We start from the raw sequence: 26,473 nt of genomic DNA, 5'->3' as shown, positions 1-26,473 counted from the left end.
CGCTCCGCGGCCGATGGGCCGCGGAGCGGATCTCAGAGCATGAGCTGGTCGATGGTGATCGGAAGGGAGCGGATGCGGCGTCCGGTGGCGTGGAAGACGGCGTTGCCGATGGCCGCTGCCAGACCGACCAGACCTACCTCACCGATTCCTTTGGATCCGACGGCGGTTGCTCGGTCGGGACCGCCGACGAACAGCACGTCGATGTCGGGGATGTCGGCGTTCACCGGCATCAGATAGTCGCCGAAGGTCGCGTTGGCGATGCGCCCGGTGCCCCGGTCGGTGGCCGTCTCCTCGAACATGGCCTGGCTGATGCCGCCGACCGTGCCGCCGACGATCTGGCTGGTGGCGGTCTTCTCGTTGAGGACGCGGCCGCCGTCGATGGCGGAGACCACGCGTGCCACGCGCAGCAGGCCCAGTTCGGGATCGATGCGCACCTCGACGAACTTCGCACCGAAGGCGCCGGAGAGGGCCATCCCCAGCTCCTCGCTCGAAGGCGGTGTGCTTCTGCCGTCGGCGCTTAGTTCCTCCAGGCCGTGACGGGCCAGGATGTCGACGTAGGACTCTCCCCGCCCCGGATCGCCGGCGCGGTGAATGCGCCCGTCGGTGACCGTCACGTCATCGACGGCGGCTCCGCGGAGCGGGGATGCGGCGTCGTCGCGCACCACGTCGAGGAATTCCTGCACCAGGTGACGGCAGGCGGCGTGGACCGCGTTGCCCAGGGCCCCGGTGAGACCGGATCCGCCGGCCTGGGGAGAGTAGGGCATGTCGGAGTCGCCGAGACCGAATCGCACCCGGGAGACGTCGAGCCCCAGAAACTCCGCCGCAAGCTGGGTCATGACCGTGTAGGTGCCGGTTCCGATGTCGGTGGCGGCGCTGCGCACATACGCCGAGCCGTCGCGGCGCATGGAGGCGCGGGCCTGGCACGGTACCTGGTAGAAGGGGTAGGAGACCCCGGCCAGGCCGTAACCGACGAGCCAGCGGCCGTCACGCATGGAGCCCGGTTCCCGCGTGCGCCTCGACCAGCCGAACCGCTCGGCGCCTTCGAGATAACACTCCCGCAGTGCCTTGCTCGACCAGGGGAGGTTGAGGACCGGGTGCGTTTCCGCATAGTTGCGCAGCCGGAACTCGAGGGGGTCCATGCCCAGGGCGTGGGCTACTTCGTCGATCGCGGACTCGAGAGCGAAGTTGCCCTGGCCCTCGGCCGGCGCGCGCATGGAGCCCGGGCAGGGGATGTTCAGGCGCGCCTGGCGGTCACGGGTCCGCACGTTGGGGCAGGCGTAGGAGACGGCGGACCCGGAGGAGACCGGTTCCCAGTCGTCGTCCTCCATGGCGACCGACGAGATGCTGTGATGCTCGATGGCGACGAGGTCGCCCTCGCGGGTGGCACCGACCCTGATCTGCTGGACACTGTTGGGCCGGTGCCCCACGGAGGTGAACATCTCGGGCCGGGTCAGGACCAGCTTGACCGGACGGTCGACCTCGCGCGCCGCCAGCACGGTGAGGATCACGTGCGGCCACATCCGCAGCCCGGCACCGAAGCCGCCCCCGACGAACGGGGCCAGGACCCGGACGCCGCTCTCCGGGATCCCGAAGACCGCGGCGAGCGAGGTGCGCACATTGTGCGTCCACTGCGTCGAGTCGTGCACGGTCAGCGAATCGCCGTGCCAGGACGCGACGGTGGCCATCAGCCCGAGTGGGTTGTTGGTGTTGTCGGGGGTGGTGTACGTCCCCTCGACGACCACGTCCGCCTGGGCGAACCCGGCCGCGACGTCACCGCGCTCGGTGTCCATTCCCCACGGGTTGACGACGATCTCGGCCCGAGGATCGTCCACTTCGAGCACGGCCTCGGTCGCCTCGTACTCGACGCGTACCAGACGTGCGGCGTGCCGGGCCTGCTCGGCACTCTCGGCCACCACGATCGCGATGTGCTGGCCGTAGTGCAGGATGCGGTCGTCCTGCAGCGGAGCCGGAGGCGATCCGCCCAGCAGAGTCATCGGGCCGCGTTCCAGCTTCGGCGCGGTCAGATGCGTGATGACGGTCAGCACACCGGGTGCCGCCAGGGCGTCGGCCACATCGATGCTGCGGATGCGGCCGGCGGCGATGGTGCTGCGGACCAAGGCGGCGTGCGCCATACCGGGGAAGGAGAAGTCGTTGGGGTACTGGGCCGCTCCGGTCACCTTCAGCGGGGCGTCCACGCGGTCGATGCCCGCGCCGACGATCTCGCCGGTTCCGAGAGTCGTCATGACAGCGCTCCTTCAACGGTCTCCAGAGCGCGTACGAGGGTGCGCTTCGCCAGTTCCACCTTGAACGCGGTGCCAGGCAGCGGCCTGGCACCCTGGAGGGCCGCCTCCGCCGCGCTGCGGAAGGAGCCGGAGCCCGCGGGTGCCCCGCGCAGGACGTCCTCCGCGTCCCAGGCCCGCCAGGGGATGGTGCCCACCCCGCCCAGCGCCACGCGTGCCTCCTGAACGAGGCCGTCCTCGATCACGAGAGCGACTCCGGCAGAGGCCAGCGCGAACTCGTAGGAGACACGGTCACGGACCTTGAGGTAGTGGGACCGCGCCCCTTGCGGAAGCAGGGGGATCTCGACCGCGGTGATCAGCTCACCGTGCCGCAGCACGTTCTCGATGTGGGGTGTGCCGCCCGGCGGCAGGTAGAACCGGGTCAGCGGAATCGACCGTGAACCATCCATGCCCTGGACGTGGACGATCGCGTCGAGCGCTGTCAGCGGTACCGCGACGTCCGAGGCGTGCAGGGCGATGCAGTGGTCGCTGGTGCCGAGAATGGCGTGCATCCGCTGGATTCCCGTGATGGCGGCGCAGCCCGAGCCGGGGTCGCGCTTGTTGCAGGCGGCGACGGTGGGATCCCTGAAGTAGCGGCACCGGGCCCGCTGCAGCAGGTTGCCGCCGATGGTGGCCATGTTGCGCAGCTGCGTCGAGGCGCCGAGCAGAAGCGCTTCCCGTACGAAGGGCAGCCGCTCGCTCACGACGCGATCGGCGGCCAGCTCTTCCATCGTCGTGAGGGCGCCGACCCGGACGGCCGAGTCGGTGTGCGTGATGCCGCCGAGGGGGAGCCGGGTGATGTCGATGAGCCGGTCGGGGCGGAGGACCCCGTCCTTCATGAGGTCCAGCTGCGTGGTGCCGCCGGCGAGGAACGACGCGTGCGGATCAGCGGTGACCACGGCCACGGCCTGGTCGGCGTCGGTGGCCCGGGCGTACTCGAAGGGCTCCATTGTCAGCCCCTCGCCGTCACTTCGCGAATGGCCGCGCGAATGTTCGGGTAGGCGCCGCAACGGCAGATGTTGCCGCTCATGAACTCGCGGATGTCGTCCTCCGAGTTCGCACGTCCCTCGGCGATGAGGCAGACCGCGGACATGATCTGCCCCGGCGTGCAATAACCGCACTGGAACGCGTCATGCCGGGCGAAGGCCGCCTGCATCGGGTGCAACTCGCCGTCGACGGAGAGGGCTTCGACAGTGGTGATCTCGCGCCCCTCGTACTGGGCGGCCAGCGCGAGACACGACACGACGCGCCGGCCGTCGACCATCACCGTGCAGGCCCCGCACGCGCCCTGATCACACCCCTTCTTCGCTCCGGTCAGACCCAAGTGGTCACGCAGTGCGTCGAGCAGCGTCACCCGCGCATCGAGTCGGAGCCGGTGGAGTGTGCCGTTGACGTTGAGGGTGATCTCGACCTGGGGCACGTCCGACAGCGACTGGCCGGACGGGCGTGCCTCGGTTTCCGCATCCTTCATGGTGCCTCAATTCCGAGATTTCCCAGTGGGATTGCTGCCGAGCAAGGGAAAGTTTCGTAACCCGCGACTCGTCACGTTCGGGTACTGCCGACGAGGGAAATCGGCTGCTGTGCATCTGTGCGCCTGCTCGCTTGTGCGCATATACATTGAAGGCCTATTTCGCCATTCTCGCGATCGGCGCATGAGAGATCCGGTAATTCCGGCGTCGACCTGGGTCGTGAAGGCACACCGCCAATGATTGGGCAGCCGATTTTTTGGCGTCGCGAAGCGTCACCGGTGACAGCCGCAGGGTCATGGTGGAGGGGTGGGCCTGTGACGTGCCTGTGACGGGAGGAGTGGCTTCCGTCACAGCCTGGCCGGTGTGGTGCTGATGGGCTGGGCGGATGCGCAGAACCATCGTCGACGTCGCCGCCCTGAGCGCCCTCGCCGCGGCGGCCGTCGTCGTGACGGGTTGCGGCGCGGAGAAGGCGGACTCGCGCGGCGACGGGAGGACCCGGACCGAGGTCACCAACGGTCCGGGAATCGTCAGCGCCGATCCGCTCTGCCCGTCCGCCGTTCCCCGGTACGGCGCCGAACCGTCCGACGATCCGGCGGCCACCACCGGGACCGGGCATCCCTCGGGTGCGCCGCTTCCCCTGCCCGGCGGTGAGGGCCCGGCCAAGGACGGCGTGCGGATCACCGGCCTGTTCGCCGGGGCCCGTGACCACCGCGGAGACTGTGATCCGCCGTCGTCGTTGTCCGCGGAGTTCGAGATCACCAACGGGGGCACGGCGCCGACGACGTACACGATCACATTCAGGGTGCTGCCCGGTTCGGGCGGCGCGATGGAGACCGCCGAGAAGACCGTGTTGTCCGTACGGCCCGGCGCGACCGTCAAGGGCACCGTCCCCGTGGGACACCTTCCCGGAGACATGAAGGGCGGGGCCCGCGTCGAGATCACCAAGGTCCGCAGCGTCCCCGACGACGAAGCGCCCTCCGCGGGGGGACCCTGCCCAGCCTCGGGGATACGCCTGTACGCCGACGACGGCGACGCCGCCATGGGCCTGCGCGTCATGAGCCTGCACCTGGAGAACTGCGGAACCGAGGTCTACCGGCTGGGCGGCTACCCGCAGCTCCAGATCCAGGACGAGAGTCACGGGCGCGTGGACGAAGTCAGGATCGTCCACGGCGATGAGATCGCCTCCGGCACCGGAGCCGACGGCCGCCCTGAGCCGGTGACCCTGAAGCCGGGGGAGCGCGCCTACGCGGGTCTCGTGTGGCGGAACACCACCGAAGCCGGAACTCCCGTGAACGCGCCGTATGTTCGCGTGTGGGCCAAGCCCGGCGCACACCCGGTGACGGTGACCCCGGAACTCGACCTCGGCACCACCGGGAAGCTCGGTGTCGGCCCGTGGAAGAAGGACACGGCATCGGGCTCCACCGGCACACGGCCGTCCACCACGCCGTCCACGTCATGACGCCGGCCTGCCCTACGGGCAGCGGCGCCGCCAGCGGGCGGGCGACGCCGCGCTCACCCGCCCGCCGGCTCTTGTTCAGGAGCGCGGACACTCCTTCCAGGCCATGTGGTACACGGTGCTGATGTCTCCGTCGGTCGAGTCCATGGTCATGAAGCTGACCTTGCCGGGCGCGGACGTGCCCGCGGTGACCCGCAGTTCGGTGTTGATGTTGAAGTTGCGCTGCGCTCCGCACGGCGCCCAGACGAGCTGCGCCCAGTCCGTACTGTCGGTGGCCTGCCAGTTGTCGTTGTAGGGGCCGTTGAAGGGGTGGCTGCGGTACGCCGTGTTCGAGGAGCCCTGGAAGTAGTACGAGGCCCGCTGGGTGCCGCTCGCGCCCTGCTGGAGCGAGGCGAAGCCGCGGTAGTCGGCACTGGCGATGGCGTAGGTGAAGCCCTGCGGGACGTGCACGACCAGGTTGAGCTGGCAGTTCTTGCGGAAGGCGGTGGGGTCGGAGGTCCCACCGGCCTGGGCGAGGTAGTCGCTGTAGGTCACCGTGAAGGCGGTGTTGTCCTCCGAGACGGCGACGGCGGTGGTTCCCTGGGGACAGCCGGAGCCGTTGACCGTGGCGACGTCGATGACGATCTTGTCCGGGGGCGGGTCGGTGAACACGGGCGAGCTGTGCTGTGCCGGAATCGTGGTGGTGAGAAGAGCGGCGATCGCGCCGCTCAGGAGCAGTCCGCCGGCCATGGTTCTCCTTCGTTCGGTGGGGGGTGGACACGCGCGGGCTAGTCATGAGCACGTCAAACTTGCCCGTGCGCACTCCCGGTCTGTGGAGAAACCATGAGCGGAATGTGAAGGCCGGGAGCGCTCGCATCGTACGCAGTCGCCCATCGGGGGGACAGGTCGATCCCCGGCCATTCACCGACGGGACCGCGCATGGCGGGTGCCGCAGGCGAACGCCGATCGTGGCCGCGCCCCGGCCCGTGCCGGGCCCTTGGTCGTGCCGCGCCGGTGGCTTCAGCGGGGGCGCAGTTCCCCCGAGCCGCGGGGGATGAGCCGGGTGGGTATCTCCGTGGTGCGGGCTCGGGAGCGGTCGCCGTCCAGGCGGGCCAGCGCGATCGTCGCCGCCGCGGCGCCCATGGCCGCCGGGTCCTGGGCGACCACGGTGAGGGCGGGCTCGAGGACCTCGGCGAGCGGTATGTCGTCGAAGCCGACCAGCGCGACATCCCTGCGGCCGGCCCGGGCAAGGCCCAGCACGGCTCCCATGGACGCGAAGTTGTTCGCCGCGAACAGGGCCGTCGGCGGGTCCGCCAGGCTCAGCAGGCGCTCGGTGTCGGCGGCCGCCGACTGCATGTCGTGGCCGCCGGCCACCAGTGCCCTGTCGTACGGCAGCCCGGCTTCCGTGAGGGCGTCCCGGTAGCCCTGCAGACGCATGCGGCGGGTGTAGAGATGGGTGGGCGTGTTCCCGATGAAGCCGATCCTGCGGTGGCCGTGCGCGATCAGGTGCGCGGTGCCCTCGCGTGCTCCCTGCCGGTTGGAGCTGAGCACGCTGTCCGCGGCCAGGCCGGTGCCGGGACGGTCGAGGAAGACCACCGGCAGTCCCGCGGAGCGCTCCGCCTTCAGGTACCCGTGGTCGGCTTTCACGATCGGCGCCATGAGCAGGGCGCTGACCCTGCGGGCCAGGAAGGTCCCGACCAGGGAGCGTTCGCGTTCGGCGTCCTGGGCTGAGGAGCCGACGAGCAGGGTGAGGCCCCGGCCGTGCGTCACCGACTCGATCCCGCTCACCACCGTGGCGAAGAACGGGTTGCTCATGTCCGGCACGATCAGCCCGATGGCGGTGTCGCTGCCGCCGAGGCGGATGTGCCGGGCCATGAGGTTGGGCCGGAACCCCAGCCGCTGCACGGCCTCCAGCACCCGCTCACGGGTCTCGGCGGCGACCGGTCCGTCGCCGTTGAGCACCCGTGACACCGTCTTGGCGCTGACGCCGACCTGCTCCGCCACGTCGCTGAGCGTGGGCCGGCGTGCCACAGCCATGGTCGTATCCCCTCACATGAGGGTGGCGTGAGTGAGCCGTCCTCCTCCGCGCCACCCGTGGTGCTGTCAGTTCTCCGAGGGACCGGCCGCCCCCGCGGCCTGCTCGTCGGCAACGACAGTACCCGTGCCGTCGTCCTCCGGCTGAAGCGCACCCGTCATGATCGGCAGACCTCGGACGCCGACTGGTCGCGCGGCTCGATCAGCTCCGTCCCGCAGCTCGATCAGCTCCGTCCCGCGGCGGCCGATCAGCAGACGGCCGCCGACACTCCGGGTGACGATCCCGGCGGGGCCGTCCAGGGTCCTGGGGAGCGTAAGCATCCCGGGCCGGCTGACTTTTCGATCAGCGTTCGAGCGGGGCGAGGGTCGCGGAGCGGGAAATTCCTCAGCGGCTCACCTTTTGCATGTGACCACTTCTGACCAGCTTTGATCGCTTCAATGGCAAGCGGGAACGCGTGATCGACACGGTTATCGGTCTGTCGTACGACAGGTCATACCAGAGCGGGAAGCTCTCCGGATGACTTTGTCAACAGCCCACCCCGCCTGCCTCAAGGACGACTACTCTGAGTGTCCGTCGGGCGACGCAGGGCCGGAACGTCGGCTCTCTCGACCGGCGCCGCGATGGCGCGTGCCCGAGTCGCGCAGACCCGCGGGAGCCCCCACGCCCCCGACGCACCCAGGACGAGGACGCCGATGTCTCACCTTCGCGCACCCGCCGCACGCGAAGACCGCCGCGAGGGCGGGCGGCACGGGCGGCCGGCCGCCCACGCGGTCCTCCCGCATCCCGAGATCCGGCTACGGCCCCAACTGCGGCGTCTGGCCGTCCTGCCGCCCCTCGCGGTGGCCCTCGCCGCCTGCGCCGCCGTGCTCTTCGCGGTCCGTACCACCGGCGCACGCCCCACTCCCGCGCTCTGGGCCGTGCTCGCGGGCTCCCTCGGAGTCACCGTGGTGGGCATCGTGATCGCCGCCGTGGCCGCCGAGCGAGCCGCCCGGTCCGTGACCGGCCGGCTCGACGCGTTGCGCCGCGAGAGCGCCCGCGACGAGGCCGACCTGCGCGCCCTCGTGGAGGCGCTGCGCCACGGCGAGACCCCGCCCGTGCGTGCGCCGCGCGGCACACCCGCCGCCGACGCCGACGAGTTCGAACAGCTCGCCGCGGAGCTGGCGCGCGCCCACGACGGTGCTGTCGCCGCGGTGGTCCAGGCGGCACGGCTCTCCAGCCGGGCGGACAGCGAACAGAAGCTCGAGGTGTTTCTGAACCTCGCACGGCGGTTGCAGTCGCTCGTGCACCGGGAGATCTCCATCCTGGACGAGCTGGAGAACGACATCGAGGACCCGGACCTGCTCAAGGGCCTCTTCCACATCGACCACCTCGCCACCCGCATCCGGCGCCACGCCGAGAACCTCGCCGTGCTCGGCGGCGCCGTCTCCCGCCGGCAGTGGAGCAACCCGGTCCCCATGACCGAGGTGCTGCGCTCCGCGACCGCCGAGGTCGAGCAGTACACGCGGGTCCGGCTCGTGCCGCCGGTCGACGGCAGCCTGCGCGGACACGCCGTTGCCGACGTGATCCACCTGCTGGCCGAACTCGTCGAGAACGCCACGGTGTTCTCTCCGCCGCACACCCAGGTGGTGCTGCGTGCCAGCCTCGTCACCTCGGGACTCGCCGTGGAGGTCGAGGACCGCGGACTCGGCATGCCCCAGGCCGAGCAGAACAAGATGAACGCCCTGCTCGCCGACCCGGACCAGTTCAGCGTCGCCGGTCTGCTGGCGGACGGCCGCATCGGCCTGTTCGTGGTCTCCCAACTCGCCCGCCGGCACGGCATCCACGTCCGGTTGCAGACCAACATCTACGGCGGTGTGCAGGCCGTGCTCGTCCTGCCGCAAGGGCTGCTCGGCCCGGCACCGGGCGCGGCCGAGACGATGACACCGGTGGCACCGCAGGGCACCGCGGTCGCCACGGGCGGCCGGAGTACCGCAGGCGCTGCCGGCACCCGGAGTGCGGCGACCCCGATCAGCCCGCGGGACACGGCCATTGCCGCGAACCCGTGGCCCACCGTCACCGCGGCCGACCCGCACACCACGACCGTCGCGGCCCCGCCGCACACCCGCCCCACCCCGCATCCCTCCGCCCCCGCGTCCGAACACCCCGTACCGCACGAACCGCGCCGACCGGCACCCGACGGCATCCCGGCCGGCCCCGTCAGGACCCCGTTGCCCGTCCGCGACACCGAGGCACCACGGCCCACCCCCGCCGAGGCCCGGCCCGGCATCCACCCCGCCGACCGCGCGACCCTCGCCGAGAACGCGACCAGACCGCCGGTGCCGCGGGTCGACACGGCGAGCGCGGCCCTGGGCAGACCCTCGCTGCCCCGCCGCCGCGCTCAGGAACACCTCGCGCCCCAGCTCCGCGGCGGCCCCACCCCGCCCGTCCACCAGGACGCCGACCGGTACACCGGCCACGACGCGGGCCTGATGGCCGCGTTCCGACGGGGCATCGGCCTCGCGGAAGCCCTGCGCGAGTCGAACCCGCCCGAACACGACCTGACAGACCGTCACGACGGGAGCGCTCCGGCCGGATGACCGCCCCGACCCCACCCGCTCCCGCAGACCCGCGTACCCCAAGGAGTCCATCCACCATGGCGAGCGAAGCGCCGACCGCCCAGTCCCATGACCTCGACTGGCTGATGAGCGGCCTCGTCCAGCGCGTACCGCACACCACGAGCGCGGTCCTCCTCTCCTGCGACGGGCTGGTGAAGGCCGGGCACGGCCTCGACCCGGACAGCGCCGACCACATGGCCGCCCTCGCCTCCGGCCTCTACGCCCTCGGCCGCAGCGCCGGCGTCCGCTTCGGGGACGGCGGCGACGTACGGCAGGTCGTCGTCGAACTCGACTCGACCCTGCTGTTCGTCACCACCGCCGGCTCCGGCACCTGTCTCGCCGTCCTGGCCGGCCGCGAGGCCGACGCGGCGGTCCTCGGCTACGAGATGGCGATGCTGGTCAAGAGCGTGCGACCGTACCTGACGACCGCGCCCCGCCGAAGCGCCGACCAGCCCACGGCGATGCGGCCTTGAGCGTCACCACGGCCGGTGACGGCCCCTGGCTCGACGACGCGGCCGGGCGGCTGGTGCGTCCCTACACGATCAGCAACGGCCGCACCCGCCCGACCGCCGCGCTCGACCTTTTGTCACAGGTGAGGGCCACCGGATCCACCCCCCTCGGCCCCCTCGCCCCGGAGCACGCCCAGGCGCTCGGCCTGTGCCGTTCGCCCGTCCCGGTCGCCGAGGTCGCCGCCCACCTGAGGCTGCCGGCGGCGGTCACGAAGGTGCTGCTGTCCGACCTCGTCGACTGCGGGGCGCTCACCACCAAGCCCCCCGCACACCACCACAACCCCACCGACCGGTCCCTTCTGGAGGCAGTGCTCGATGGACTACGACGACAGCTCTGATCCCTTCCCCACCGCGCTGAAGATCCTGGTGGCGGGAGGGTTCGGCGTCGGCAAGACGACCTTCGTGGGCGCGGTGAGCGAGATCGCGCCGCTGAGCACGGAGGAACTGCTCACCACGGCCGGCGCCGCCACCGACCGCCTCGACGGCATCGAGGGCAAGGTCGAGACGACGGTGGCGATGGACTTCGGCAGGATCACCCTGGACCCGAAGCATGTGCTGTACCTGTTCGGGACGCCCGGACAGGAACGCTTCTGGTTCATGTGGGACGAGCTGTCGGAGGGCGCACTCGGCGCGGTGATCATCGCCGACACCCGGCGCCTGGAGGACTGCTTCGCCGCCGTCGACTTCTTCGAGCGCCGCGGCCTCGGATTCATCGTCGCCGTCAACGAGTTCGACGGCGCCCACCGCTACGAGCCGGAGGAGGTGCGCGCCGCCCTCGACCTGCATCCCGGGATCCCCGTCGTGCGCTGCGACGCCCGGATCTCCAGCTCCGGGATCCAGACCCTGCTCACGCTCGTCCGCCACCTCCTCGCGCAGGCGCCGGCACCCGCCACGAGCCGCGGAGCCCGGGCATGAGACTGAGCCGACTGCTCCTGACCCCTCAGGACCTGGACGCCCCCGAGCGCGTCCGCAGGCTGCGCCGACTCGGCCTCGGGGAGCGCGCGGAACCGGCGTTCGACGCCTTCGCGGACCGGCTCGCCGGGCTCGCCGAGGTGCCGTACGCCATGGTCACCTTCGTCCAGGAACACCGTCAGTACTTCGCGGGACTCCACCAGCCCGACGACCGCCCCCTCACCGCACCCGCTGCCCCGGACGGCCCGGCCGGCGAACCGGCCCGCCACCTGGGCCGCGAGTACGGCTTCTGCCCGCATGTGGTCGTCCGGCGCAAGGCCCTGGTCCTGGAGGACGTCCGTGACTACCCCCGCTTCGCCGGCAATCCGCTCGTGGACGAGACCGGCGTCCGCTCCTATCTGGGCGCCCCGCTCATGGACGGCACGGGCATCGCTCTCGGCACGGTCTGCGCCCTCGATGTGCGACCGCGCCCATGGGGCCGCGCGGGCCTGGACACCATCAAGTCGCTGGCGGCAGAGCTCGCCGAGCGGATCGCCGCCAGGGAGACCGGTGATGCCGAGCGCGCCTGACGGCAGGCCCCGGGCCGTGCGGAAGCGCGGGGCGTGAGGGGAAGCGGTCCGCAGCGCGCGGCATGAAGGAAAGCGGTCGGCAGCGCCGGGCGTGAAGGAAAGCGGTCGGCAGCGCCGGGCGTGAAGGAAAGCTGCGGTCGCGCTTAAGAAATCCTCGATGGACCGCCGATCCCCGATGCGGCAGATTTCTGAGCGACTTCACATCCTTCCCCCGGCGCGGGCCCCTTCGGCATGCCCTGCGCCGGGCCTCACTCCCAGGAGCCGTAGCGTTGAAGGCGCTGGTCAAGGACAAGGCGGAACCAGGGCTCCGGCTCATGGACGTTCCGGAGCCCGCCGTCGGCCCGGGCGACGTACTGATCAAGGTGCTGCGGACCGGGATCTGCGGAACCGACCTGCACATCCGCGCCTGGGACGGCTGGGCGCGGCAGGCGATCCGCACGCCCCTGGTCGTCGGGCACGAGTTCGTGGGCGAGGTAGTCGCCACCGGACGGGACGTCACCGATGTGGGCGTCGGTGACCGGGTCAGCGGCGAGGGCCACCTGGTGTGCGGGAAGTGCCGCAACTGCCTCGCCGGGCGCCGTCATCTGTGCCGGGCGACCGTCGGGCTCGGTGTCGGACGGGACGGCGCGTTCGCCGAGTACGTGGTGCTGCCCGCCACGAACGTGTGGGTGCACCGCGTTCCCGTCGACCTCGATGTCGCCGCGATCTTCGACCCGTTCGGCAACGCCGTGCACACGGCCCTGTCCTTCCCGCTGGTCGGCGAGGACGTCCTGATCACCGGCGCCGGCCCGATCGGCCTGATGGCCGCCGCCGTGGCCCGGCACGCGGGCGCCCGCAACGTCGTGATCACCGACGTCAGCGAGGAGCGCCTGGACCTCGCCCGCAAGATCGGCGTGAGCCTCGCCCTGGACGTCTCCAAGGCGACCATCGCCGACGGCCAGCGCGAACTCGGCCTGCGGGAGGGCTTCGACATCGGCCTGGAGATGTCCGGCCGCCCCGAGGCGATGCGCGACATGATCGCCAACATGACGCACGGCGGCCGCATCGCGATGCTCGGTCTGCCGTCCCAGGAGTTCCCCGTCGACTGGGCGCGCATCGTCACCTCGATGATCACCATCAAGGGCATCTACGGCCGCGAGATGTTCGAGACGTGGTACGCGATGTCCGTCCTGCTGGAGGGCGGCCTCGACCTGGCACCCGTGATCACCGGCCGGTACGACTACCGCGACCACGAGGCCGCGTTCGCCGACGCGGCGAGCGGCCGCGGCGGCAAGATCATCCTCGACTGGACCGCGTAACTCCCTCCCGGCGTAAGCACTTTAGGAGCCTCTCCATGTTCGACTCCGTGCGCGACGACCTGCGCGCCACCCTCGACGAGATCCGCGCCGCCGGGCTGCACAAGCCCGAGCGCGTGATCGGCACCCCGCAGTCCGCGACCGTCGACGTCACCGCGGGCGGCCGCCCCGGCGAGGTGCTCAACTTCTGCGCCAACAACTACCTCGGCCTCGCCGACCACCCCGAGGTGATCACCGCCGCCCACGCGGCGCTGGACCGGTGGGGCTACGGCATGGCGTCGGTGCGCTTCATCTGCGGCACCCAGGAGGTCCACAAGGAGCTGGAGGCGCGCCTCTCGGCCTTCCTCGGCCAGGAGGACACCATCCTGTACTCCTCCTGCTTCGACGCCAACGGCGGTGTGTTCGAGACCCTGCTCGGCGAGCAGGACGCGGTCATCTCCGACGCCCTCAACCACGCCTCGATCATCGACGGCATCCGCCTGTCCAAGGCCCGCCGCTTCCGCTACGCCAACCGCGACCTCGCCGATCTGGAACGGCAGCTGAAGGAGGCCACCGAGGGGGGCGCCCGCCGCAAGCTGATCGTCACCGACGGCGTGTTCTCCATGGACGGCTACGTGGCCCCGCTGCGTGAGATCTGCGACCTCGCGGACCGCTACGACGCCATGGTGATGGTCGACGACTCGCACGCCGTCGGCTTCGTCGGCCCCGGCGGTCGCGGCACCCCCGAGCTGCACGGCGTCATGGACCGCGTCGACATCGTCACGGGCACCCTCGGCAAGGCGCTCGGCGGCGCCTCCGGCGGTTACGTCGCCGCCCGCGCCGAGATCGTCGCCCTGCTGCGCCAGCGCTCCCGGCCGTACCTCTTCTCCAACACCCTCGCCCCGGTGATCGCCGCGGCCTCCCTCAAGGTGCTCGACCTGCTGGAGTCGGCGGGCGACCTGCGCGAGAAGCTGAACGAGAACACCGCTCTCTTCCGCCGCCGGATGACCGAGGAGGGCTTCGACGTCCTGCCGGGCGACCACCCGATCGCCCCGGTCATGATCGGTGACGCCGCGAAGGCCGGACGCCTGGCCGAGCTGCTCCTGGAGCGGGGCGTGTACGTCATCGGCTTCTCCTACCCGGTGGTCCCGCAGGGCCAGGCCCGGATCCGGGTGCAGCTGTCCGCGGCGCACTCCACGGACGACGTCCACCGCGCCGTCGACGCCTTCGTGGGGGCCCGGGCGGAACTGGACGTCTGAGGCGACCCGGACCTCTTGCGATAATCGTTCGCATGATCGAAGCACGGCGGCTGCACATCCTCCGTGCGGTGGCCGACCACCGCACCGTGACGGCCGCTGCCGCCGCGCTCTACCTCACCCCGTCCGCGGTGTCCCAGCAGCTCACCGCGCTGGAACAGGAGACCGGCCACCGGCTCGTCGAGCGAGGCGCCAAGGGGGTACGGCTCACTCCGGCCGGCGAGATCCTGCTCAGCCACACCCATGCCGTCCTGGCCCAGCTGGAGCGCGCCGAGGCCGAGCTGGCGGCCTACGGCGCGGGCTCGGCGGGCACGGTGACGCTGGCCTCCTTCGCCACCGGCATCGGTCTGGTCGTCGCCCCCGCGCTGGCACGGCTCGCCCGCAGCGCGCCCGGCATCCGCATCCGCGTGCAGGACGCGGAGGGCGACGAGAGCCTGCCGATGGTCCTCGACCGGCAGGTCGACGTGGCGGTCGCCGTGGAGTACCGGGGCGCGCCGGACGCCGACGACCCCCGGCTCACGCACATCCCGCTGTACGCCGAGCCCTTCGACGCCGTCGTACCGGTCACCCACCGCCTGGCCGACGCCCCCGAGGTCCCGCTCGCCGAACTGGCCAAGGATCCGTGGATCGGACCGTATCCCGGCAACCCCTGCCATGACGTGGTGGTCCTGGCCTGCGAGCACGCCGGGTTCCAGCCCCGCCTCGAGCACTCCTCGGACGACTTCCGGGCGGTCGTCGCCCTCGCCTCGGCGGACGCGGGGGTGGCACTGGTGCCCCGCTCCGCCCTGCGCGGCATGGACCTCACCGGCGTGGTGGTGCGTCCGGTCGACGGTGTCGCGCCCACGCGCCGGGTCTTCGCGGCCGTGCGCCGGGGCGCGGAGGAGCATCCTCTGATCCGCCCGGTGCTGGACGCGCTGACGGAGGCGGCGACGGTGGACTGACGGGCGCGGACCCGTCTCCGAAGATCTGGAAAATCCCCAGGGTCCTGTACAGCCCCACGTATCTCATATTCGGGATAGCATCCCGCTTATGGGAAACGATCTCGTCGACTCCATCGACTCCATCGACTCCATCGACTCCATCGACTCCGTCGACTCCGTCGACGCCCGGCTCGCGGCCCGTCTCGCCGAGCTGCGGGCCGAACGCGGCTGGTCGCTGGACGAGCTGTCCGAGCGCAGCGGCGTCAGCCGCTCGACCCTGTCCCGTGCCGAACGCGCCGAGATCAGCCCCACCGCCGCGCTGCTGAACCGGCTGTGCGCCGTCTACGGCCGGACGATGTCCCGGCTGCTCAGCGAGGTGGAGGCGGAGCCCGCGCAGGTGGTGCGCGCCGCCGACCAGTTGGTGTGGCAGGACACGGCGTCAGGCTTCGTACGGCGGTCGGTGTCCCCTCCGCACCCCGGGCTGCGCGGCGAAGTCGTCGAGGGACGGCTCACGGCGGGAGCCGACATCGCCTACGACCGGCCGCCCGTGCCAGGGCTCGAGCAGCACATCTGGGTCCTCGACGGAACGCTGCAGGTGACCGCACAAGACGTCGAACACCGCCTCAGTGCCGGCGACTGCCTGCGGATGCGGGTCTGGGGGCCGACGCGGTTCCGCTGCCCGGGACCGGACGATGTGCGGTACACGCTGGTGGTGGTGCTCCCGTGACCGTCATCGACAGACTCGGCGGGGACGAGGTGCGGGCACGCTCCGAGGAACTGGCCGATCTGCTGACCGACACCGTGCACAGTGGGGCGTCCATCGGCTTCCTCGCACCGCTGGACCGGGCAGCGGCCGTGGTCTGGTGGAAGGCGCGGGCGGACGCGGTCGACGCGGGCGGCCTCGCGGTGTGGGCGGCCCGGGCGGGGGACCGGGTGACGGGCACGGTGAGCCTCGCCTTCCCGGACAAGCCGAACGGCCGCCACCGGGCCGAACTGGTCAAACTCATGGTGCACCGCGAGGCCCGCGGCAAGGGCCTTGCGCGCAGGCTGCTGGCCACCGCGGAGCGGGCCGCCGCCGAGGCCGGGATCACCCTGCTCCACCTGGACACGGAGACAGGCAGCCCCGCCGAGTCGCTGTACCGCTCCGCGGGCTGGACCAGCGTCGGCTCGATACCGGACTTCGCGGCGACCCCGGCGGGTGTCCTGCAGCCCACGACGATCTTCTACAAGCAGGTGGCGCCGCTCCCCCGTTGACCGGCCGCCCGATTGTCAGTGGTGTTGGCTACGGTGCGAGACATGCCGGACGCCGAAGACGTACGCCGTATCGCCCTCTCCCTGCCGGACAGCACGGAGAAGATCGCCTGGAGCATGCCCACGTTCCGGGTCGCGGGGAAGATGTTCGCCACGCTGCCCGAGGACGAGTCGTCCATGGCGGTGCGGTGCCCCAAGGAGGAGCGGGACGAACTGGTCCTGGCGGAGCCCGCGAAGTTCTGGGTCGCCGACCACGAGGCACAGTTCGCCTGGATCCGGGTGCGCCTCGCCGTCCTGGAGGACGAGAGCGAGCTGCGCGACATCCTCGCCGACTCCTGGCGACAGGCGGCGCCGCCCCGCCTCCTCGACCTCCATCCTGACCTGGGTCTCCCGGCGGGGGAGGCGCGCCGCGAGTGAACGCCGGATAAAGGGATGCGCGACCACGGCCCGGAGTGCGGTATTGTTTCTGTGCACGTTGGGCCAGGGGAAACCCCAGGTCAGACGGGCAACGGGACGTGGCGCAGCTTGGTAGCGCACTTGACTGGGGGTCAAGGGGTCGCAGGTTCAAATCCTGTCGTCCCGACTTGCGAAACAGCGGGTCGGAGGCCGTATCGGAGGATGTCGATACGGCCTCCGACTCATTTCCGGGAATCGCGGCGACCGTCGGCCGCTTTGCCGTCCCTCAGTCGAGCTTGGTCACCTGGTAGTGGCTGATGGACCAGCCGTCGGCAGTTCGCCTGATCAGCACACTGAGAGTGACCCTGATCGTCGGGCGGTCGGTGAAGGAGAAGTCGACGCCCAGGTATCCGAGCACGACTTCCTCGGCGACCCGCCTTGTTTCCAGAATGCGGTACTCCGCCGTCAGCCCGATCGGCTGGGAGTCGTAGTACTCGGCGACCGCTCGACGGCCCACACCGTAAGGGTGAAGTCCCTGGAAGATCGCGTCTTCGGTGAAGCACGAGGCGACCTGCTGCGGCTCGTGAGCATCGACGCCCGACTTCCATCGGTCCATGACGCCACGCAGGATCTCTTCATGCTCTGCCGTGGTGCTCATCAGAAGTGTCCTCTCGCGCTCTCTCGTGAGTGAGGGGCAGAGCCGGTTCAGGCGGCGCCTGGCCTGCCGGGGTCGTTGGGGTGTGGCTGTACGGCGGTGACCACCGCGGTCATCCAGGGCCGCAGGGGCAGCGTGCCGATGACCTTCTCACGGAGCTCGTCCTCGTCGGCGGCGCGCCACAGTCCGATGCTGCGCAGTTCGCCCACCGGGCGCCACAGCCGGACCAGGTGGCCGGCGGTGGCGAGCTCCTTGGCCCGGACGGCTTCGGCAGCGCGGCGCCGGTCGACCTCGGCGGGTTCGGTGCCCTCGGGGACGGTGGTGGTGAGCTCCACAAGGAACTCCTTCATGGTCATGTCCCTTCTGTGCTGTCTCGTCTCGCGCCGTTGGCTCGTCAGGCGGCCTTGATCTGTGCGGCGATCTGTACGACGCGTTCGGCCTGGATGCGGGCGGCGGTGCGGGTGGTGTCGTCGACGGGGTTGCTGCCCTGGCCGTCCGCGTGGGAGGTGCCGTAGGGGTTGCCGTCGACGAACTTGGCGGGATCGGTGAAGCCGGGGGTGACGATGATGCCGCCGAAGTGGTGCACGGAGTTGTAGAGGGCGAGAAGCGTCGACTCGTGGCCGGCGTGGGCGGTCGCGGTGGAGACGAAGCCACTGTAGACCTTGTCGGCGAGCCTGCCCTGCGCCCACAGGCCGCCGAGGGTGTCGATGAACTGCTTGAGCTGTGCGGAGACGTTGCCGAAGCGGGTGGGGGTGCCGAAGACGACGGCGTCGGCCCAATCGATGTCGTCGGGGGTGGCTTCGGGGATGTCCGCGGTGGCGGTGTGGTTGGCGGCCCAGGCGGGGTTGGAGTCGATGGCGCTTCGGGGGGCCAGTTCCGCGGCCTTCAGCAGGCGGACTTCGGCCCCTGCCTTGATGGCGGCGTCGTGGAGCTCCTTCGCGATCTCGGCGATCGTTCCGGTGGATGAGTAGTAGACGATCGCGAGCTTCACGGGGGTGGCCATAACAGTGAGTTCCGTTCGTAAGGGGGTGGTGCGGTGATGCGGTAGGCGAATTAGCCGACCGGTCGTCTAAGCTAGGCGACCGGTCGACAAAAGTCAAAGCCAGGGTCTGCGCCGACGTTCGTCCGGGGGGATGTCCGTTTCCCCGCGCGTCTCACAGTGTTCTCAGAGGGCCCTCAGTGTCGGGGCCTCGCCCTGATCGGCGGCTGCCGGGTCTAGTGCCCAGGCAGGTCTAGTGCCCAGGCAGGTGTACTGCCCAGGAGTGTCATCGACCCGGCAGTGGTGGTCCGGTCCGTCCATCTCACCGACGCCCGGGTCCGGTGAGGCGGAGGGGGGTGCGCCTCACACAGCGACCCACGGCTCCTCGGACGCGCGAGCGCCCAGCAGCGCCAGGCAGTTCAGCCACAGGGCGCTGAGCTGGGACGTGTTGTTGTAGAGCTTGGCGAACAGCACCTGGCCCTCGAGTTGCGCGACAACCGAGCGAGCGGCTTCGTGGGCGTCGGAGACGGTGACCTCTCCGCGTGCGAGAGCCTCGGAGACGACCGCCTCCACCATGGCGACCTGTGCCTCGAAGATCTGCTGCAGACGCTCACGTATCGCCTCGGTCTGGTTGCTCAGCTCCAGGGTGAGGTTGCCGAACATGCACCCCGAGACGGAGCCGCAACTGGCCTGACCGGCACGCTGAGCCGCTTCGGTCTCCTCGAACAGCTGCCGGAGCCGCTCCAGGGGCTCCGCCTCGCTGTGCAGGATGCGGGCCCAGTCACGCTGTTGGGCGGTCCAGTGTTCATCGAGGACGGCCAGCGCCAGAGCCTCTTTGGACTCGAAGAAGTAGTAGAAGCTGCCCTTGGGCACCCCGGCCGTCTTGCAGATCTCGGCCACGCCCAGTGCGGAGTATCCCCGCAGTTCGATGAGCGACTGCGCAGCTGTGAGGATCTTCTCCTTGGCGTCACTGGTGCGTCCCATACCACGCAGTATACGACCACCCGCCTACTACTTGGTCTGGACGGAGAAGACCTGGCCTGGACGGAGAAGACCTGGCCTGGAGGAGAGGACCATGCCGGGCGCAGCGAGTCCTGTGCGGGCCGGTCCTCACAGGTTGATCATGTGCCCGGCCAGACCGTGCAACGCGTCCTGGACGGCCTCGCTCAGCGTGGGATGCGCGTGCACGTTCCTCACGAGCTCGGTCACCGTCAGGTCCCATTTCTGGGCGAGGGTCAGTTCCGGGAGCAGTTCCGTGACGTCCGGCCCGATCAGGTGGCCCCCCAGGAGTTCGCCGTGGCGGGCATCGCTGACGAGCTTCACGAAGCCGGCCGTTTCGCCGAAGCCGTGCGCCTTGGCGTTCGCGGTGAAGGGGAACTTCGCGACGCGGACGTCGAAGCCCTCCGTCCTGGCCTCCGCCTCGGTCCAGCCGAAGCTCGCGATCTGGGGCCGGCAGAAGGTGGCGCGGGGAATCATGCGGTAGTCGAGTTCCATCGTCTCGGCGCCCGCGATGGTCTCCGCGGCGATGACGCCCATGGCCTCCGCCGTGTGCGCGAGCATCAACTTCGCCGTCACGTCCCCGATGGCGAAGATGTGCGACTGGCTGGTGCGGCACCGGCCGTCGACGTCGATCGCGCCGCGATCCGTGAGCCGGACGCCCGCGTTCGCCAGCCCGTATCCGGCCGTGCGGGGCTGAAAGCCCGTGGCCTGGAGCACCTTCTCCGCTTCCAGTGTCTTTTCCTGGCCGTCCTGTGAGACGACGACGCGGACGCCGTCCGCGGTCTCCTCCATGGACTCCACGCGGGTGGAGGTCATGACCGTGATTCCCTGCCGGCGGAACTGCCGGGCGAGCTCCGCCGAGACCTCCTCGTCCTCCAGGGGAGCGACCCGGTCGAGGAACTCGACCAGCGTGACCTGGACGCCGTAGGCCCGCAGCAGGTAGGCGAACTCCACCCCGATGGCACCGGCGCCCGCGATGACGATGCTGGCCGGCAGGCTGTCGGAGAGGATCTGCTCCTCGTAGGTCACGATGCGCTTGCCGAGACGGGTGCCCGGCAGCAGCTTCACGGTCGAGCCGGTGGCGATGATGCAGTGGGCGAAGGTGAGGGTGGCCTCTTCGCCGGACATCCGGACGTTCATGGTGTGCGGGTCGATGAACGACCCCTGGCCCTCGAACTGCGCGATGCCGTTCTTGCGCATGAGGTAGCCGACGCCTTTGGCCCGCCCGTCGGCCACCTTGCGGCTCCTGAGGTAGGCCGCCCGGTAGTCGAGGCCGACCTGCCCGTCGAACTTCAGGCCGTAGGCGTCCGCTTCGTGGACGACGAGGTGCGCCAGCTCCGCGTTCCTCAGCAGCGCCTTCGCAGGGATGCACCCGATGTTCAGACAGATGCCGCCCCAGAACCGTCCTTCGACGATGGCGGTCCTCAGGCCGAGTTGGGCGGCGCGAATGGCTGCCACGTAACCGCCGGGGCCTGCCCCCAGGACCACCACATCGAACTCTGCGTTCATGGATCGACCTTACCGTCGAATCATGTTTCCGCCCGCTTGATCGCAACGGCTTCGCCCGGCCTGCGCCGGGCCCGCCGGTTCGGCAAGTCGCTCTCCGGGTCGGGCTCCCGCTCGGGGAGCCCGGTGGTGCGCCGGTCTCAGATCACCTCCGTCTCCGTGCGGCCCGGCGTGCCCCAGAGGGTGTGGTAGCTGCCCTCGCGGTCGACGCGCCGGTAGGTGTGGGCGCCGAAGTAGTCGCGCTGGCCCTGGGTGAGCGCGGCCGGCAGGCGGTCGGCGCGCAGGGAGTCGTAGTACGACAGCGCGGCGGAGAACGCGGGCACCGGCACGCCCCGACGGGCCGCGGTGGCGATCACCTCGCGCCACGGCACCTGCGCCTCGGCGATCTCCGCGGCGAAACCCGCGTCGGACAGCAGACTGACCAGGCGCGGATCGGCCGCGTAGGCGGCACGTATGCGGTCCAGGAAGGCGGCCCGGATGATGCAGCCGCCGCGCCAGATCTTCGCGACGGCCCCCAGGTCGATCTTCCAGCCGAACTCCTTGGCCGCGTCCAGGATCATCTTCCAGCCCTGGTCGTAGGCGATCAGCTTGGATGCGTACAGGGCCTGCTCCACCTGAGCGGTGAAGCGCTCGGCCTCGTACGGGGTCAGGTCCCAGTTCGTGCCTCCGGGCAGCCCCCGGTACGCGGAGCGCAGCGCGGACTGCCCGGAGGCGGCGCGGGCGAAGGTGGCCTGGGCGATCGCGGTCACCGGGGAGCCCAGTTCCAGCGCGGTCTGCACGGTCCAGCGCCCGGTGCCCTTCTGCCCGGCCGCGTCGGCTACGACGTCCACGAACGGCCTGCCGGTCGCCGCGTCCACATGCGACAGCACCTCCGCCGTGATCTCGATCAGATACGAGTCCAGGCGCCCCTTGTTCCACTGGCGGAAGATCTCCGCGATCGTGGCGGGGGAGAAGCCGGCCACCTGGCGCAGCAGGTCGTAGGCCTCGCCGATCAGCTGCATGTCGGCGTACTCGATGCCGTTGTGGACCATCTTCACGAAGTGCCCGGCGCCGTCGGTGCCGACATGGGTCGCGCACGGTTCGCCGTCCACCTTGGCGCTGATCTTCTCGAACATCGGGCCGAGAGCGGCGTACGACTCCGGTGAGCCGCCGGGCATGATGCTCGGCCCGTTCAGCGCCCCCTCCTCGCCGCCGGAGACACCCACGCCGACGAAGTGGATGCCACGCTCGCGCAGCGCCCGCTCACGCCGACGGGTGTCGGCGAAGTGCGCGTTGCCACCGTCGATGATCATGTCGCCGGGCTCCAGGAGCGGGGCGAACTCCTCGATCACGGCATCGGTCGCCGCCCCCGCCTGCACCATGATCATCAGGCGGCGGGGCCGCTCCAGCGCCGCCACGAACTCCTCGGCCGTCTCGGCGGCCACGAACGCGCCCTCGTGCCCGAAGTCCTCGATCAGCGTCTTCGTCCTGGCCGGGGTGCGGTTGTGCACGGCGACGGTGTACCCGTTGCGCGCGAAGTTCCGGGCCAGGTTGCGGCCCATCACCGCGAGCCCGGTGACGCCGATCTGCGCGGTCGCCTGCATGCTGTGCTCCTTGGGTCCGGATCCGCCGCCCCCGCGTGTGGGTCGGGCACGGCGGATGTCGCTCGGTACGGCTCGTACCGCCGTACCGATGTACGGACGGCGGGGCGGGAGTTGCTCACCGCCCGGGAGCCGGAACGCGCGGGACCCGGAGCCGGCTCAGGTCCCGACGACGTGGAGGGACGCCCACAGCGCCACCACCGCGCCCGCCAGCGCGGTCGGCACGGCGATCGCGCCGAGGCGCGTGAACTCCTTGAGGTCGACGCCGTGGTCGTGCTGGTGGACGATCCGGCGCCACAGCAGCGTGGCCAGCGAACCGGCGTAGGTGAGGTTGGGGCCGATGTTCACGCCGAGCAGGACGGCGAGCACCGCTCCGGGACCGGACGGGGCGGCCAGCGGCAGCAGCACCAGGACCGCCGGCAGATTGTTGATCAGGTTGGCCAGCACGGCCGCCAGGGCCGCGACCCCGAGCAGCGCGGGCAGGCCGGTGCCGCCGGGGATGACATGCCCGAGAGCGCCGGCGAGACCGTTGTCGACGACCGCGCGGACCACGACGCCGAGCGCCAGCACGAACGCCAGGAAGGACGGCGCCGCCGCGCGCACCACCGTCAGCGGGGTGGCCCGGTGCCGGAGGAGTCCGCGCACGGCGAGCACCAGCGCCCCGGCCGCCGCCGACCACGCCGGGTCGACACCGAACGCGGAGGCCACCACGAACCCCGCCAGGGTGCAGGCGACCGTCACCAGCGCGAACAGCGGCAGCCTCGGCGGCTCGCCGTGGTCCTCTTCGGTGGCGCCCGCGTCCAGGTCGTGGCGGAAGAAACGCCGGAAGACGGCATACTCGACGGCCACCGCCACCAGCCACGGCAGCACCATCAACGCGGCGAAACGGGTGAAGCTCAGCCCGGCCGCACCGAACGCGAGCAGATTGGTGAGATTGGAGACCGGCAGCAGCAGCGAGGCGGTGTTCGACAGATGGGTGCAGGCGTACAGGTGCGGCTTGGGTCGGGCGCCCATGCGGGCCGCGGTGGCGAACACGACGGGCGTGAGCAGCACGACGGTGGCGTCCAGGCTCAGCACCGCGGTGATCAGCGAGGCGAGGGCGAACACGGCGGTCAGCAGCCGCCCGGGACGGCCCGCCGCCCAGCGCGCCATCCAGGCGCCGCAGGCCTGGAACAGCCCCTCCACGTCACAGAAGTGGGCCAGCACCAGCACGGCCGCCAGGAAGCCGACCACCGGGCCCAGGCGCTCGGCCTCGGCCCGCGCGTGGTCCAGGCTGATGGCGCCGGTCAGGATGGCGATCCCGGCGGCCGGAACCGCCCAGACCGCCTCCGGCAGTCGGAAGGGACGCACCACCGCGCCGGCCAGGACGGCGACGAGGAGGACGACGGAGAGAGCCTCGGCGAGCGGGGTGTTCAGGGTTCGGTCCTTACGGGAAAGGATCGGCGGTGCCCGTCCATCACATCAGATCGACCTGTGACGCCTTGACCCGAGGCACCCCCTTGAGGGCGGGCTCCTTTCCCCGGCCACCGTCACGTGCGCGCACGCAGCCTCCAGCCGTGGTCCACCGGTCCGATGCCGGCGCCGAGCGCGAAGCCCGCCGCGATCGCCTCCGTGACGTAGTCCTTGGCCTGCCGCACCGCCTCCGGCACCGCGAGGCCCTGCGCGAGACCGACCGCGACGGCCGAGGCGAGGGTGCAGCCCGTGCCGTGGGTGTGGCGGTTGTCGTGGCGCGGAGCGCGCAGCCAGTGCTCCTGCCGGCCGTCCGTGAGCAGGTCGGTGGCCTCGCCGGGCAGATGCCCGCCCTTCACGAGCACCCACCGGGGCCCGTACGACAGCAGACGGTCGGCCGCGCGGCGCATGCCCGCCTCGTCGGTCACCGTGATGCCGGTCAGCTCCGCGACCTCGTCCAGGTTCGGCGTGGCCACCGTGGCGAGCGGCAGCAACCTGGTCCGTACGGCGTCCAGGGCGTCGTCGGCGAGCAGCCGGTCGCCGTGCTTGGAGACGCTCACCGGGTCCACGACGACCGGTGCCGGCACGTCCGTGAGCAGGTCGGCCACCGCCTGGACCAGCGCGGGCGAGGCGAGCATGCCCGTCTTGACCGCCTGCACGCCGATGTCGTCGACGACGCTGCGGTACTGGGCGCGCACCGCCTCCACGGGCAGCTCCCACGCCCCCTGCACCCCCACGGAGTTCTGCGCCGTGACCGCGGTGATCACGCTCATCCCGTGGGCGCCGAGCGCCAGCATGGTCTTCAGGTCGGCCTGGATCCCGGCGCCGCCGCCGGAGTCGGAGCCGGCGATGGTCAGGACACGGGGCGGCGCGGTCATGCGCGGCCCTCCTCTCGGACGCGCACGCGGCTCTCCTCCCGGAGGCGCAGCGGGGCGTACAGCGCGAGGGCGACCAGGAACGCCACGTAGTAGGAGACGTCGGCGCCGTGCAGCGCGTGGGCGGCCGGGCCCACGTACAGGCCGGTGTCCATGAACGGCACCGCCGCGGCGAAGGCGCCGACGAACGCCAGCAGCGGCGGCCACACGGAGCGCGGCCGGGCGGTCCAGGCGGCGAGGTCGACCGCGGCGCCGCGCCGTGCGAGCCAGTCGACGACGACGATCGCCACGAACCCGGGGATCCAGTAGCTCACGAACAGCAGCACGTTCTGGAAGCGGGCGGTGGTGTTCGCCGCGTGCATCCACAGCACCAGCGGAAAGCCGAGCACCACGGCGAGGGCGGCGGCCAGCGGACGCGGCAGGCGCACCCCGACGGTCTGCAGTGCCAAGGAGCCGCTGTAGTCGTTCATCGCATTGCTGGCGAGCGCCGCCAGCGCCACGGCCAGCAGCCCGAAGGCACCGGCCGCGCCCCCGCCCAGCACATGGTCCACGCCCGCGGCCGTCTGGTCGGTCAGCACCGACGCGCCCCACAGCCCGAGGACCTGCACGGCCACGAAGGACACCACGAGACCGAGCAGCGTGCACCAGAACATCCGGGACCGTGAGGTGCCGCGCGGCAGATAGCGGCTGAAGTCGCTGGCGTACGGCGCCCAGGACAGCGACAGGCTGAGCGCGATGGTGCTGGTCAGCACGAAGGCGCCCACCCGGTCCGCGCCGTGCGCGGTGCCCGTCCAGGCGGGGTGCACGCTGCCCGCCATGCGCAGGGCGATCAGTGCGAAGGCGGCGGCCAGCACGAACGTCATGACGAGTTGCAGCCGGTGGATCGCCTCGTAGCCGAGGACCCCCAGGGGTCCTTGGGCGAGCATCACCACCAGGACGCCCAGCCAGAACGGCCAGCCGGCGAGCCGCGCCAGCGCATCGCCGCCGAACAGCCCGATCAGCGCGTCCCAGGCGATCGAGGACAGCCACTGCAGCACCCCGGGCAGCACCACCGCGCGCCCGAACGCCAGCCGGGCGAGCGGCAGCTGGCCGGCTCCGGTGCGGCTGCCCCAGGTGCTCAGATAGGCGGTGGGCACCGCGCCCAGCACCGTGCCGAGGACGACGGCGGCGAGTGCGGTGGTGAAGTCCAGGCCGAGCGCGATGCCGATGGTCCCGGTGAACACGCCCGTCATGGTCAGATTGGGGGCGAACCACACGGTGAACAGCCGGCCCGCCCCGCCGTAACGATTCGTCTCGGGGACCGGCTCGATGCCGTGGCCCTCGACCCTGAGGTCGCCGGGAGCGGTGGGCATCCGCCCGTCGAAGACGGTGCTCCGGCCGCCTGTGGGCAGCCCGCCCGAGACATGCGCCGATGGCATGAAAGACATCCCTCCGCCAGTACGAACTGGTTCAGGTTCGACGGGTGTGATCTCAGCCCGCAGATGGGGCACCCCGTGTCCGGTACGGCGGCAAGACTAACCCGAGGACGGGA

27 protein-coding genes, 1 tRNA gene and 1 riboswitch are annotated in these 26,473 nt (G+C 71.1%); of the genes, 13 read left to right on the top strand and 15 right to left on the bottom strand.

What is annotated here, in order from left to right; all coding sequences use genetic code 11:
• Positions 1-32: 32 nt before the first annotated feature.
• Genes ACIRC0_RS02965 through ACIRC0_RS02955 form a run of 3 tightly spaced genes read right to left on the bottom strand, consistent with a single transcriptional unit; the run spans position 33 to position 3,750 of the window.
• Complete coding sequence (locus tag ACIRC0_RS02965) at positions 33-2,243, bottom strand: xanthine dehydrogenase family protein molybdopterin-binding subunit (protein ID WP_403610384.1); 2,211 nt, start codon at positions 2,241-2,243, stop codon at positions 33-35.
• The gene (locus ACIRC0_RS02960; RefSeq protein WP_403610382.1) at positions 2,240-3,229 is read right to left on the bottom strand and encodes an FAD binding domain-containing protein; all 990 of its coding nucleotides are present in this window, start codon (positions 3,227-3,229) and stop codon (positions 2,240-2,242) included. The genes ACIRC0_RS02965 and ACIRC0_RS02960 overlap by 4 nt, the downstream gene beginning before the upstream one ends.
• A gap of 2 nt (positions 3,230-3,231) precedes the next feature.
• Positions 3,232-3,750: a (2Fe-2S)-binding protein gene (locus ACIRC0_RS02955; protein ID WP_403610380.1), complete on the bottom strand. Its 519-nt coding sequence runs from the start codon at positions 3,748-3,750 to the stop codon at positions 3,232-3,234.
• Between the two features lie 383 nt (positions 3,751-4,133).
• Here ACIRC0_RS02955 and ACIRC0_RS02950 point away from each other — a divergent pair, with 383 nt between their 5' ends.
• Positions 4,134-5,207: a DUF4232 domain-containing protein gene (locus ACIRC0_RS02950; RefSeq protein ID WP_403610378.1), complete on the top strand. Its 1,074-nt coding sequence runs from the start codon at positions 4,134-4,136 to the stop codon at positions 5,205-5,207.
• Positions 5,208-5,282: 75 nt separating this feature from the next.
• Here ACIRC0_RS02950 and ACIRC0_RS02945 read toward each other — a convergent pair whose 3' ends face one another.
• From ACIRC0_RS02945 to ACIRC0_RS02935, 3 genes are all read right to left on the bottom strand, one after another.
• On the bottom strand, positions 5,283-5,933 hold the full coding sequence (locus ACIRC0_RS02945; RefSeq protein WP_403610376.1) for a DUF4360 domain-containing protein: 651 nt from the start codon (positions 5,931-5,933) through the stop codon (positions 5,283-5,285).
• 270 nt (positions 5,934-6,203) lie between these two features.
• Positions 6,204-7,220 carry a LacI family DNA-binding transcriptional regulator gene (locus ACIRC0_RS02940; protein ID WP_403610374.1) on the bottom strand — a complete coding sequence of 339 codons (1,017 nt, stop codon included), beginning with the start codon at positions 7,218-7,220 and terminating at the stop codon, positions 6,204-6,206.
• A gap of 66 nt (positions 7,221-7,286) precedes the next feature.
• Entirely contained in the window at positions 7,287-7,538 is a 252-nt protein-coding gene (locus ACIRC0_RS02935; RefSeq protein ID WP_403610372.1) for a hypothetical protein, read from the bottom strand.
• A gap of 372 nt (positions 7,539-7,910) precedes the next feature.
• On the opposite strand from ACIRC0_RS02935, the gene ACIRC0_RS02930 reads away from it, so the two are divergent.
• From ACIRC0_RS02930 to ACIRC0_RS02875, 12 genes are all read left to right on the top strand, one after another.
• On the top strand, positions 7,911-9,794 hold the full coding sequence (locus ACIRC0_RS02930) for an ATP-binding protein (protein ID WP_403610370.1): 1,884 nt from the start codon (positions 7,911-7,913) through the stop codon (positions 9,792-9,794).
• A gap of 56 nt (positions 9,795-9,850) precedes the next feature.
• Entirely contained in the window at positions 9,851-10,285 is a 435-nt protein-coding gene (locus tag ACIRC0_RS02925; RefSeq protein ID WP_403610368.1) for a roadblock/LC7 domain-containing protein, read from the top strand.
• Complete coding sequence (locus ACIRC0_RS02920; RefSeq protein WP_403610366.1) at positions 10,282-10,659, top strand: DUF742 domain-containing protein; 378 nt, start codon at positions 10,282-10,284, stop codon at positions 10,657-10,659. The genes ACIRC0_RS02925 and ACIRC0_RS02920 overlap by 4 nt, the downstream gene beginning before the upstream one ends.
• Positions 10,637-11,236, top strand: coding sequence for a GTP-binding protein (locus ACIRC0_RS02915; protein WP_403610364.1), 600 nt, complete (start codon positions 10,637-10,639; stop codon positions 11,234-11,236). The genes ACIRC0_RS02920 and ACIRC0_RS02915 overlap by 23 nt, the downstream gene beginning before the upstream one ends.
• The gene (locus ACIRC0_RS02910; protein WP_403610362.1) at positions 11,233-11,802 is read left to right on the top strand and encodes a GAF domain-containing protein; all 570 of its coding nucleotides are present in this window, start codon (positions 11,233-11,235) and stop codon (positions 11,800-11,802) included. Before ACIRC0_RS02915 ends, ACIRC0_RS02910 begins: the two co-directional genes overlap by 4 nt.
• A 269-nt stretch (positions 11,803-12,071) precedes the next feature.
• On the top strand, positions 12,072-13,100 hold the full coding sequence (tdh, locus tag ACIRC0_RS02905; protein ID WP_403610360.1) for an L-threonine 3-dehydrogenase: 1,029 nt from the start codon (positions 12,072-12,074) through the stop codon (positions 13,098-13,100).
• A 35-nt stretch (positions 13,101-13,135) separates the two neighbouring features.
• The gene (locus tag ACIRC0_RS02900; RefSeq protein ID WP_403610357.1) at positions 13,136-14,335 is read left to right on the top strand and encodes a glycine C-acetyltransferase; all 1,200 of its coding nucleotides are present in this window, start codon (positions 13,136-13,138) and stop codon (positions 14,333-14,335) included.
• A 32-nt stretch (positions 14,336-14,367) separates the two neighbouring features.
• On the top strand, positions 14,368-15,273 hold the full coding sequence (locus tag ACIRC0_RS02895) for a LysR family transcriptional regulator (RefSeq protein ID WP_403610354.1): 906 nt from the start codon (positions 14,368-14,370) through the stop codon (positions 15,271-15,273).
• A gap of 88 nt (positions 15,274-15,361) precedes the next feature.
• Positions 15,362-15,979, top strand: coding sequence for a helix-turn-helix domain-containing protein (locus tag ACIRC0_RS02890; protein WP_403610351.1), 618 nt, complete (start codon positions 15,362-15,364; stop codon positions 15,977-15,979).
• A complete protein-coding gene (locus ACIRC0_RS02885; RefSeq protein ID WP_403610347.1) occupies positions 15,976-16,506 on the top strand; it encodes a GNAT family N-acetyltransferase in 531 nt (176 codons plus the stop codon). Before ACIRC0_RS02890 ends, ACIRC0_RS02885 begins: the two co-directional genes overlap by 4 nt.
• Positions 16,507-16,548: 42 nt before the next feature.
• Positions 16,549-16,920: an MmcQ/YjbR family DNA-binding protein gene (locus tag ACIRC0_RS02880; RefSeq protein WP_403610344.1), complete on the top strand. Its 372-nt coding sequence runs from the start codon at positions 16,549-16,551 to the stop codon at positions 16,918-16,920.
• Positions 16,921-17,012: 92 nt separating this feature from the next.
• A tRNA-Pro gene (locus ACIRC0_RS02875) sits at positions 17,013-17,086 on the top strand.
• A gap of 99 nt (positions 17,087-17,185) precedes the next feature.
• Here the strand turns inward: ACIRC0_RS02875 and ACIRC0_RS02870 are convergent.
• The 9 genes from ACIRC0_RS02870 to ACIRC0_RS02830 all read right to left on the bottom strand — a co-directional run bounded on the left by ACIRC0_RS02870 (position 17,186) and on the right by ACIRC0_RS02830 (position 26,360).
• Positions 17,186-17,557 carry a YybH family protein gene (locus tag ACIRC0_RS02870; RefSeq protein ID WP_403610341.1) on the bottom strand — a complete coding sequence of 124 codons (372 nt, stop codon included), beginning with the start codon at positions 17,555-17,557 and terminating at the stop codon, positions 17,186-17,188.
• A 47-nt stretch (positions 17,558-17,604) separates the two neighbouring features.
• Entirely contained in the window at positions 17,605-17,904 is a 300-nt protein-coding gene (locus ACIRC0_RS02865; RefSeq protein ID WP_403610339.1) for a muconolactone Delta-isomerase family protein, read from the bottom strand.
• 44 nt (positions 17,905-17,948) lie between these two features.
• Complete coding sequence (gene wrbA / locus ACIRC0_RS02860) at positions 17,949-18,557, bottom strand: NAD(P)H:quinone oxidoreductase (RefSeq protein ID WP_403610336.1); 609 nt, start codon at positions 18,555-18,557, stop codon at positions 17,949-17,951.
• A gap of 339 nt (positions 18,558-18,896) precedes the next feature.
• Positions 18,897-19,517 carry a TetR/AcrR family transcriptional regulator gene (locus tag ACIRC0_RS02855; RefSeq protein ID WP_403610335.1) on the bottom strand — a complete coding sequence of 207 codons (621 nt, stop codon included), beginning with the start codon at positions 19,515-19,517 and terminating at the stop codon, positions 18,897-18,899.
• A 126-nt stretch (positions 19,518-19,643) separates the two neighbouring features.
• Positions 19,644-21,041 (bottom strand): dihydrolipoyl dehydrogenase, encoded by a 1,398-nt coding sequence (gene lpdA, locus ACIRC0_RS02850; protein ID WP_403610333.1) that lies wholly within the window; start codon positions 21,039-21,041, stop codon positions 19,644-19,646.
• A gap of 137 nt (positions 21,042-21,178) precedes the next feature.
• Positions 21,179-22,621, bottom strand: coding sequence for an NADP-dependent phosphogluconate dehydrogenase (gndA, locus tag ACIRC0_RS02845; protein ID WP_403610330.1), 1,443 nt, complete (start codon positions 22,619-22,621; stop codon positions 21,179-21,181).
• Positions 22,622-22,777: 156 nt separating this feature from the next.
• The gene (locus ACIRC0_RS02840) at positions 22,778-24,034 is read right to left on the bottom strand and encodes an arsenic transporter (protein ID WP_403612665.1); all 1,257 of its coding nucleotides are present in this window, start codon (positions 24,032-24,034) and stop codon (positions 22,778-22,780) included.
• Positions 24,035-24,147: 113 nt separating this feature from the next.
• Positions 24,148-24,945 carry a bifunctional hydroxymethylpyrimidine kinase/phosphomethylpyrimidine kinase gene (gene thiD, locus ACIRC0_RS02835; RefSeq protein WP_403610328.1) on the bottom strand — a complete coding sequence of 266 codons (798 nt, stop codon included), beginning with the start codon at positions 24,943-24,945 and terminating at the stop codon, positions 24,148-24,150.
• Positions 24,942-26,360 (bottom strand): purine-cytosine permease family protein, encoded by a 1,419-nt coding sequence (locus ACIRC0_RS02830; protein ID WP_403610326.1) that lies wholly within the window; start codon positions 26,358-26,360, stop codon positions 24,942-24,944. The genes thiD and ACIRC0_RS02830 overlap by 4 nt, the downstream gene beginning before the upstream one ends.
• A riboswitch (TPP riboswitch) is annotated at positions 26,352-26,446 on the bottom strand. (Overlaps the previous gene by 9 nt.)
• Positions 26,447-26,473 lie beyond the last annotated feature (27 nt).

It is taken from the genome of Streptomyces sp. NPDC093984, from assembly GCF_044764595.1.
In the GTDB taxonomy this organism is placed as follows: domain Bacteria; phylum Actinomycetota; class Actinomycetes; order Streptomycetales; family Streptomycetaceae; genus Streptomyces; species Streptomyces cynarae.
Note: the sequence above shows the minus strand (reverse complement) of the source record. Positions and strands in the feature narration are given on the sequence as shown.

Bases quoted from the DNA above. Each gene is read 5' to 3' on its own strand.
- gndA (WP_403610330.1), bottom strand. From the start codon at position 22,621: ATGCAGGCGACCGCGCAGATCGGCGTCACCGGGCTCGCGGTGATGGGC.
- ACIRC0_RS02870 (WP_403610341.1), bottom strand. From the start codon at position 17,557: ATGAGCACCACGGCAGAGCATGAAGAGATCCTGCGTGGCGTCATGGAC.
- thiD (WP_403610328.1), bottom strand. From the start codon at position 24,945: ATGACCGCGCCGCCCCGTGTCCTGACCATCGCCGGCTCCGACTCCGGC.
- ACIRC0_RS02940 (WP_403610374.1), bottom strand. From the start codon at position 7,220: ATGGCTGTGGCACGCCGGCCCACGCTCAGCGACGTGGCGGAGCAGGTC.
- ACIRC0_RS02950 (WP_403610378.1), top strand. From the start codon at position 4,134: ATGCGCAGAACCATCGTCGACGTCGCCGCCCTGAGCGCCCTCGCCGCG.
- ACIRC0_RS02890 (WP_403610351.1), top strand. From the start codon at position 15,362: ATGGGAAACGATCTCGTCGACTCCATCGACTCCATCGACTCCATCGAC.
- ACIRC0_RS02900 (WP_403610357.1), top strand. From the start codon at position 13,136: ATGTTCGACTCCGTGCGCGACGACCTGCGCGCCACCCTCGACGAGATC.
- ACIRC0_RS02915 (WP_403610364.1), top strand. From the start codon at position 10,637: ATGGACTACGACGACAGCTCTGATCCCTTCCCCACCGCGCTGAAGATC.
- ACIRC0_RS02965 (WP_403610384.1), bottom strand. From the start codon at position 2,243: ATGACGACTCTCGGAACCGGCGAGATCGTCGGCGCGGGCATCGACCGC.
- ACIRC0_RS02930 (WP_403610370.1), top strand. From the start codon at position 7,911: ATGTCTCACCTTCGCGCACCCGCCGCACGCGAAGACCGCCGCGAGGGC.
- lpdA (WP_403610333.1), bottom strand. From the start codon at position 21,041: ATGAACGCAGAGTTCGATGTGGTGGTCCTGGGGGCAGGCCCCGGCGGT.
- ACIRC0_RS02880 (WP_403610344.1), top strand. From the start codon at position 16,549: ATGCCGGACGCCGAAGACGTACGCCGTATCGCCCTCTCCCTGCCGGAC.
- ACIRC0_RS02945 (WP_403610376.1), bottom strand. From the start codon at position 5,933: ATGGCCGGCGGACTGCTCCTGAGCGGCGCGATCGCCGCTCTTCTCACC.
- ACIRC0_RS02955 (WP_403610380.1), bottom strand. From the start codon at position 3,750: ATGAAGGATGCGGAAACCGAGGCACGCCCGTCCGGCCAGTCGCTGTCG.
- wrbA (WP_403610336.1), bottom strand. From the start codon at position 18,557: ATGGCCACCCCCGTGAAGCTCGCGATCGTCTACTACTCATCCACCGGA.
- ACIRC0_RS02855 (WP_403610335.1), bottom strand. From the start codon at position 19,517: ATGGGACGCACCAGTGACGCCAAGGAGAAGATCCTCACAGCTGCGCAG.
- ACIRC0_RS02865 (WP_403610339.1), bottom strand. From the start codon at position 17,904: ATGAAGGAGTTCCTTGTGGAGCTCACCACCACCGTCCCCGAGGGCACC.
- ACIRC0_RS02910 (WP_403610362.1), top strand. From the start codon at position 11,233: ATGAGACTGAGCCGACTGCTCCTGACCCCTCAGGACCTGGACGCCCCC.
- ACIRC0_RS02925 (WP_403610368.1), top strand. From the start codon at position 9,851: ATGGCGAGCGAAGCGCCGACCGCCCAGTCCCATGACCTCGACTGGCTG.
- ACIRC0_RS02960 (WP_403610382.1), bottom strand. From the start codon at position 3,229: ATGGAGCCCTTCGAGTACGCCCGGGCCACCGACGCCGACCAGGCCGTG.
- ACIRC0_RS02830 (WP_403610326.1), bottom strand. From the start codon at position 26,360: ATGCCATCGGCGCATGTCTCGGGCGGGCTGCCCACAGGCGGCCGGAGC.
- ACIRC0_RS02895 (WP_403610354.1), top strand. From the start codon at position 14,368: ATGATCGAAGCACGGCGGCTGCACATCCTCCGTGCGGTGGCCGACCAC.
- ACIRC0_RS02935 (WP_403610372.1), bottom strand. From the start codon at position 7,538: ATGCTTACGCTCCCCAGGACCCTGGACGGCCCCGCCGGGATCGTCACC.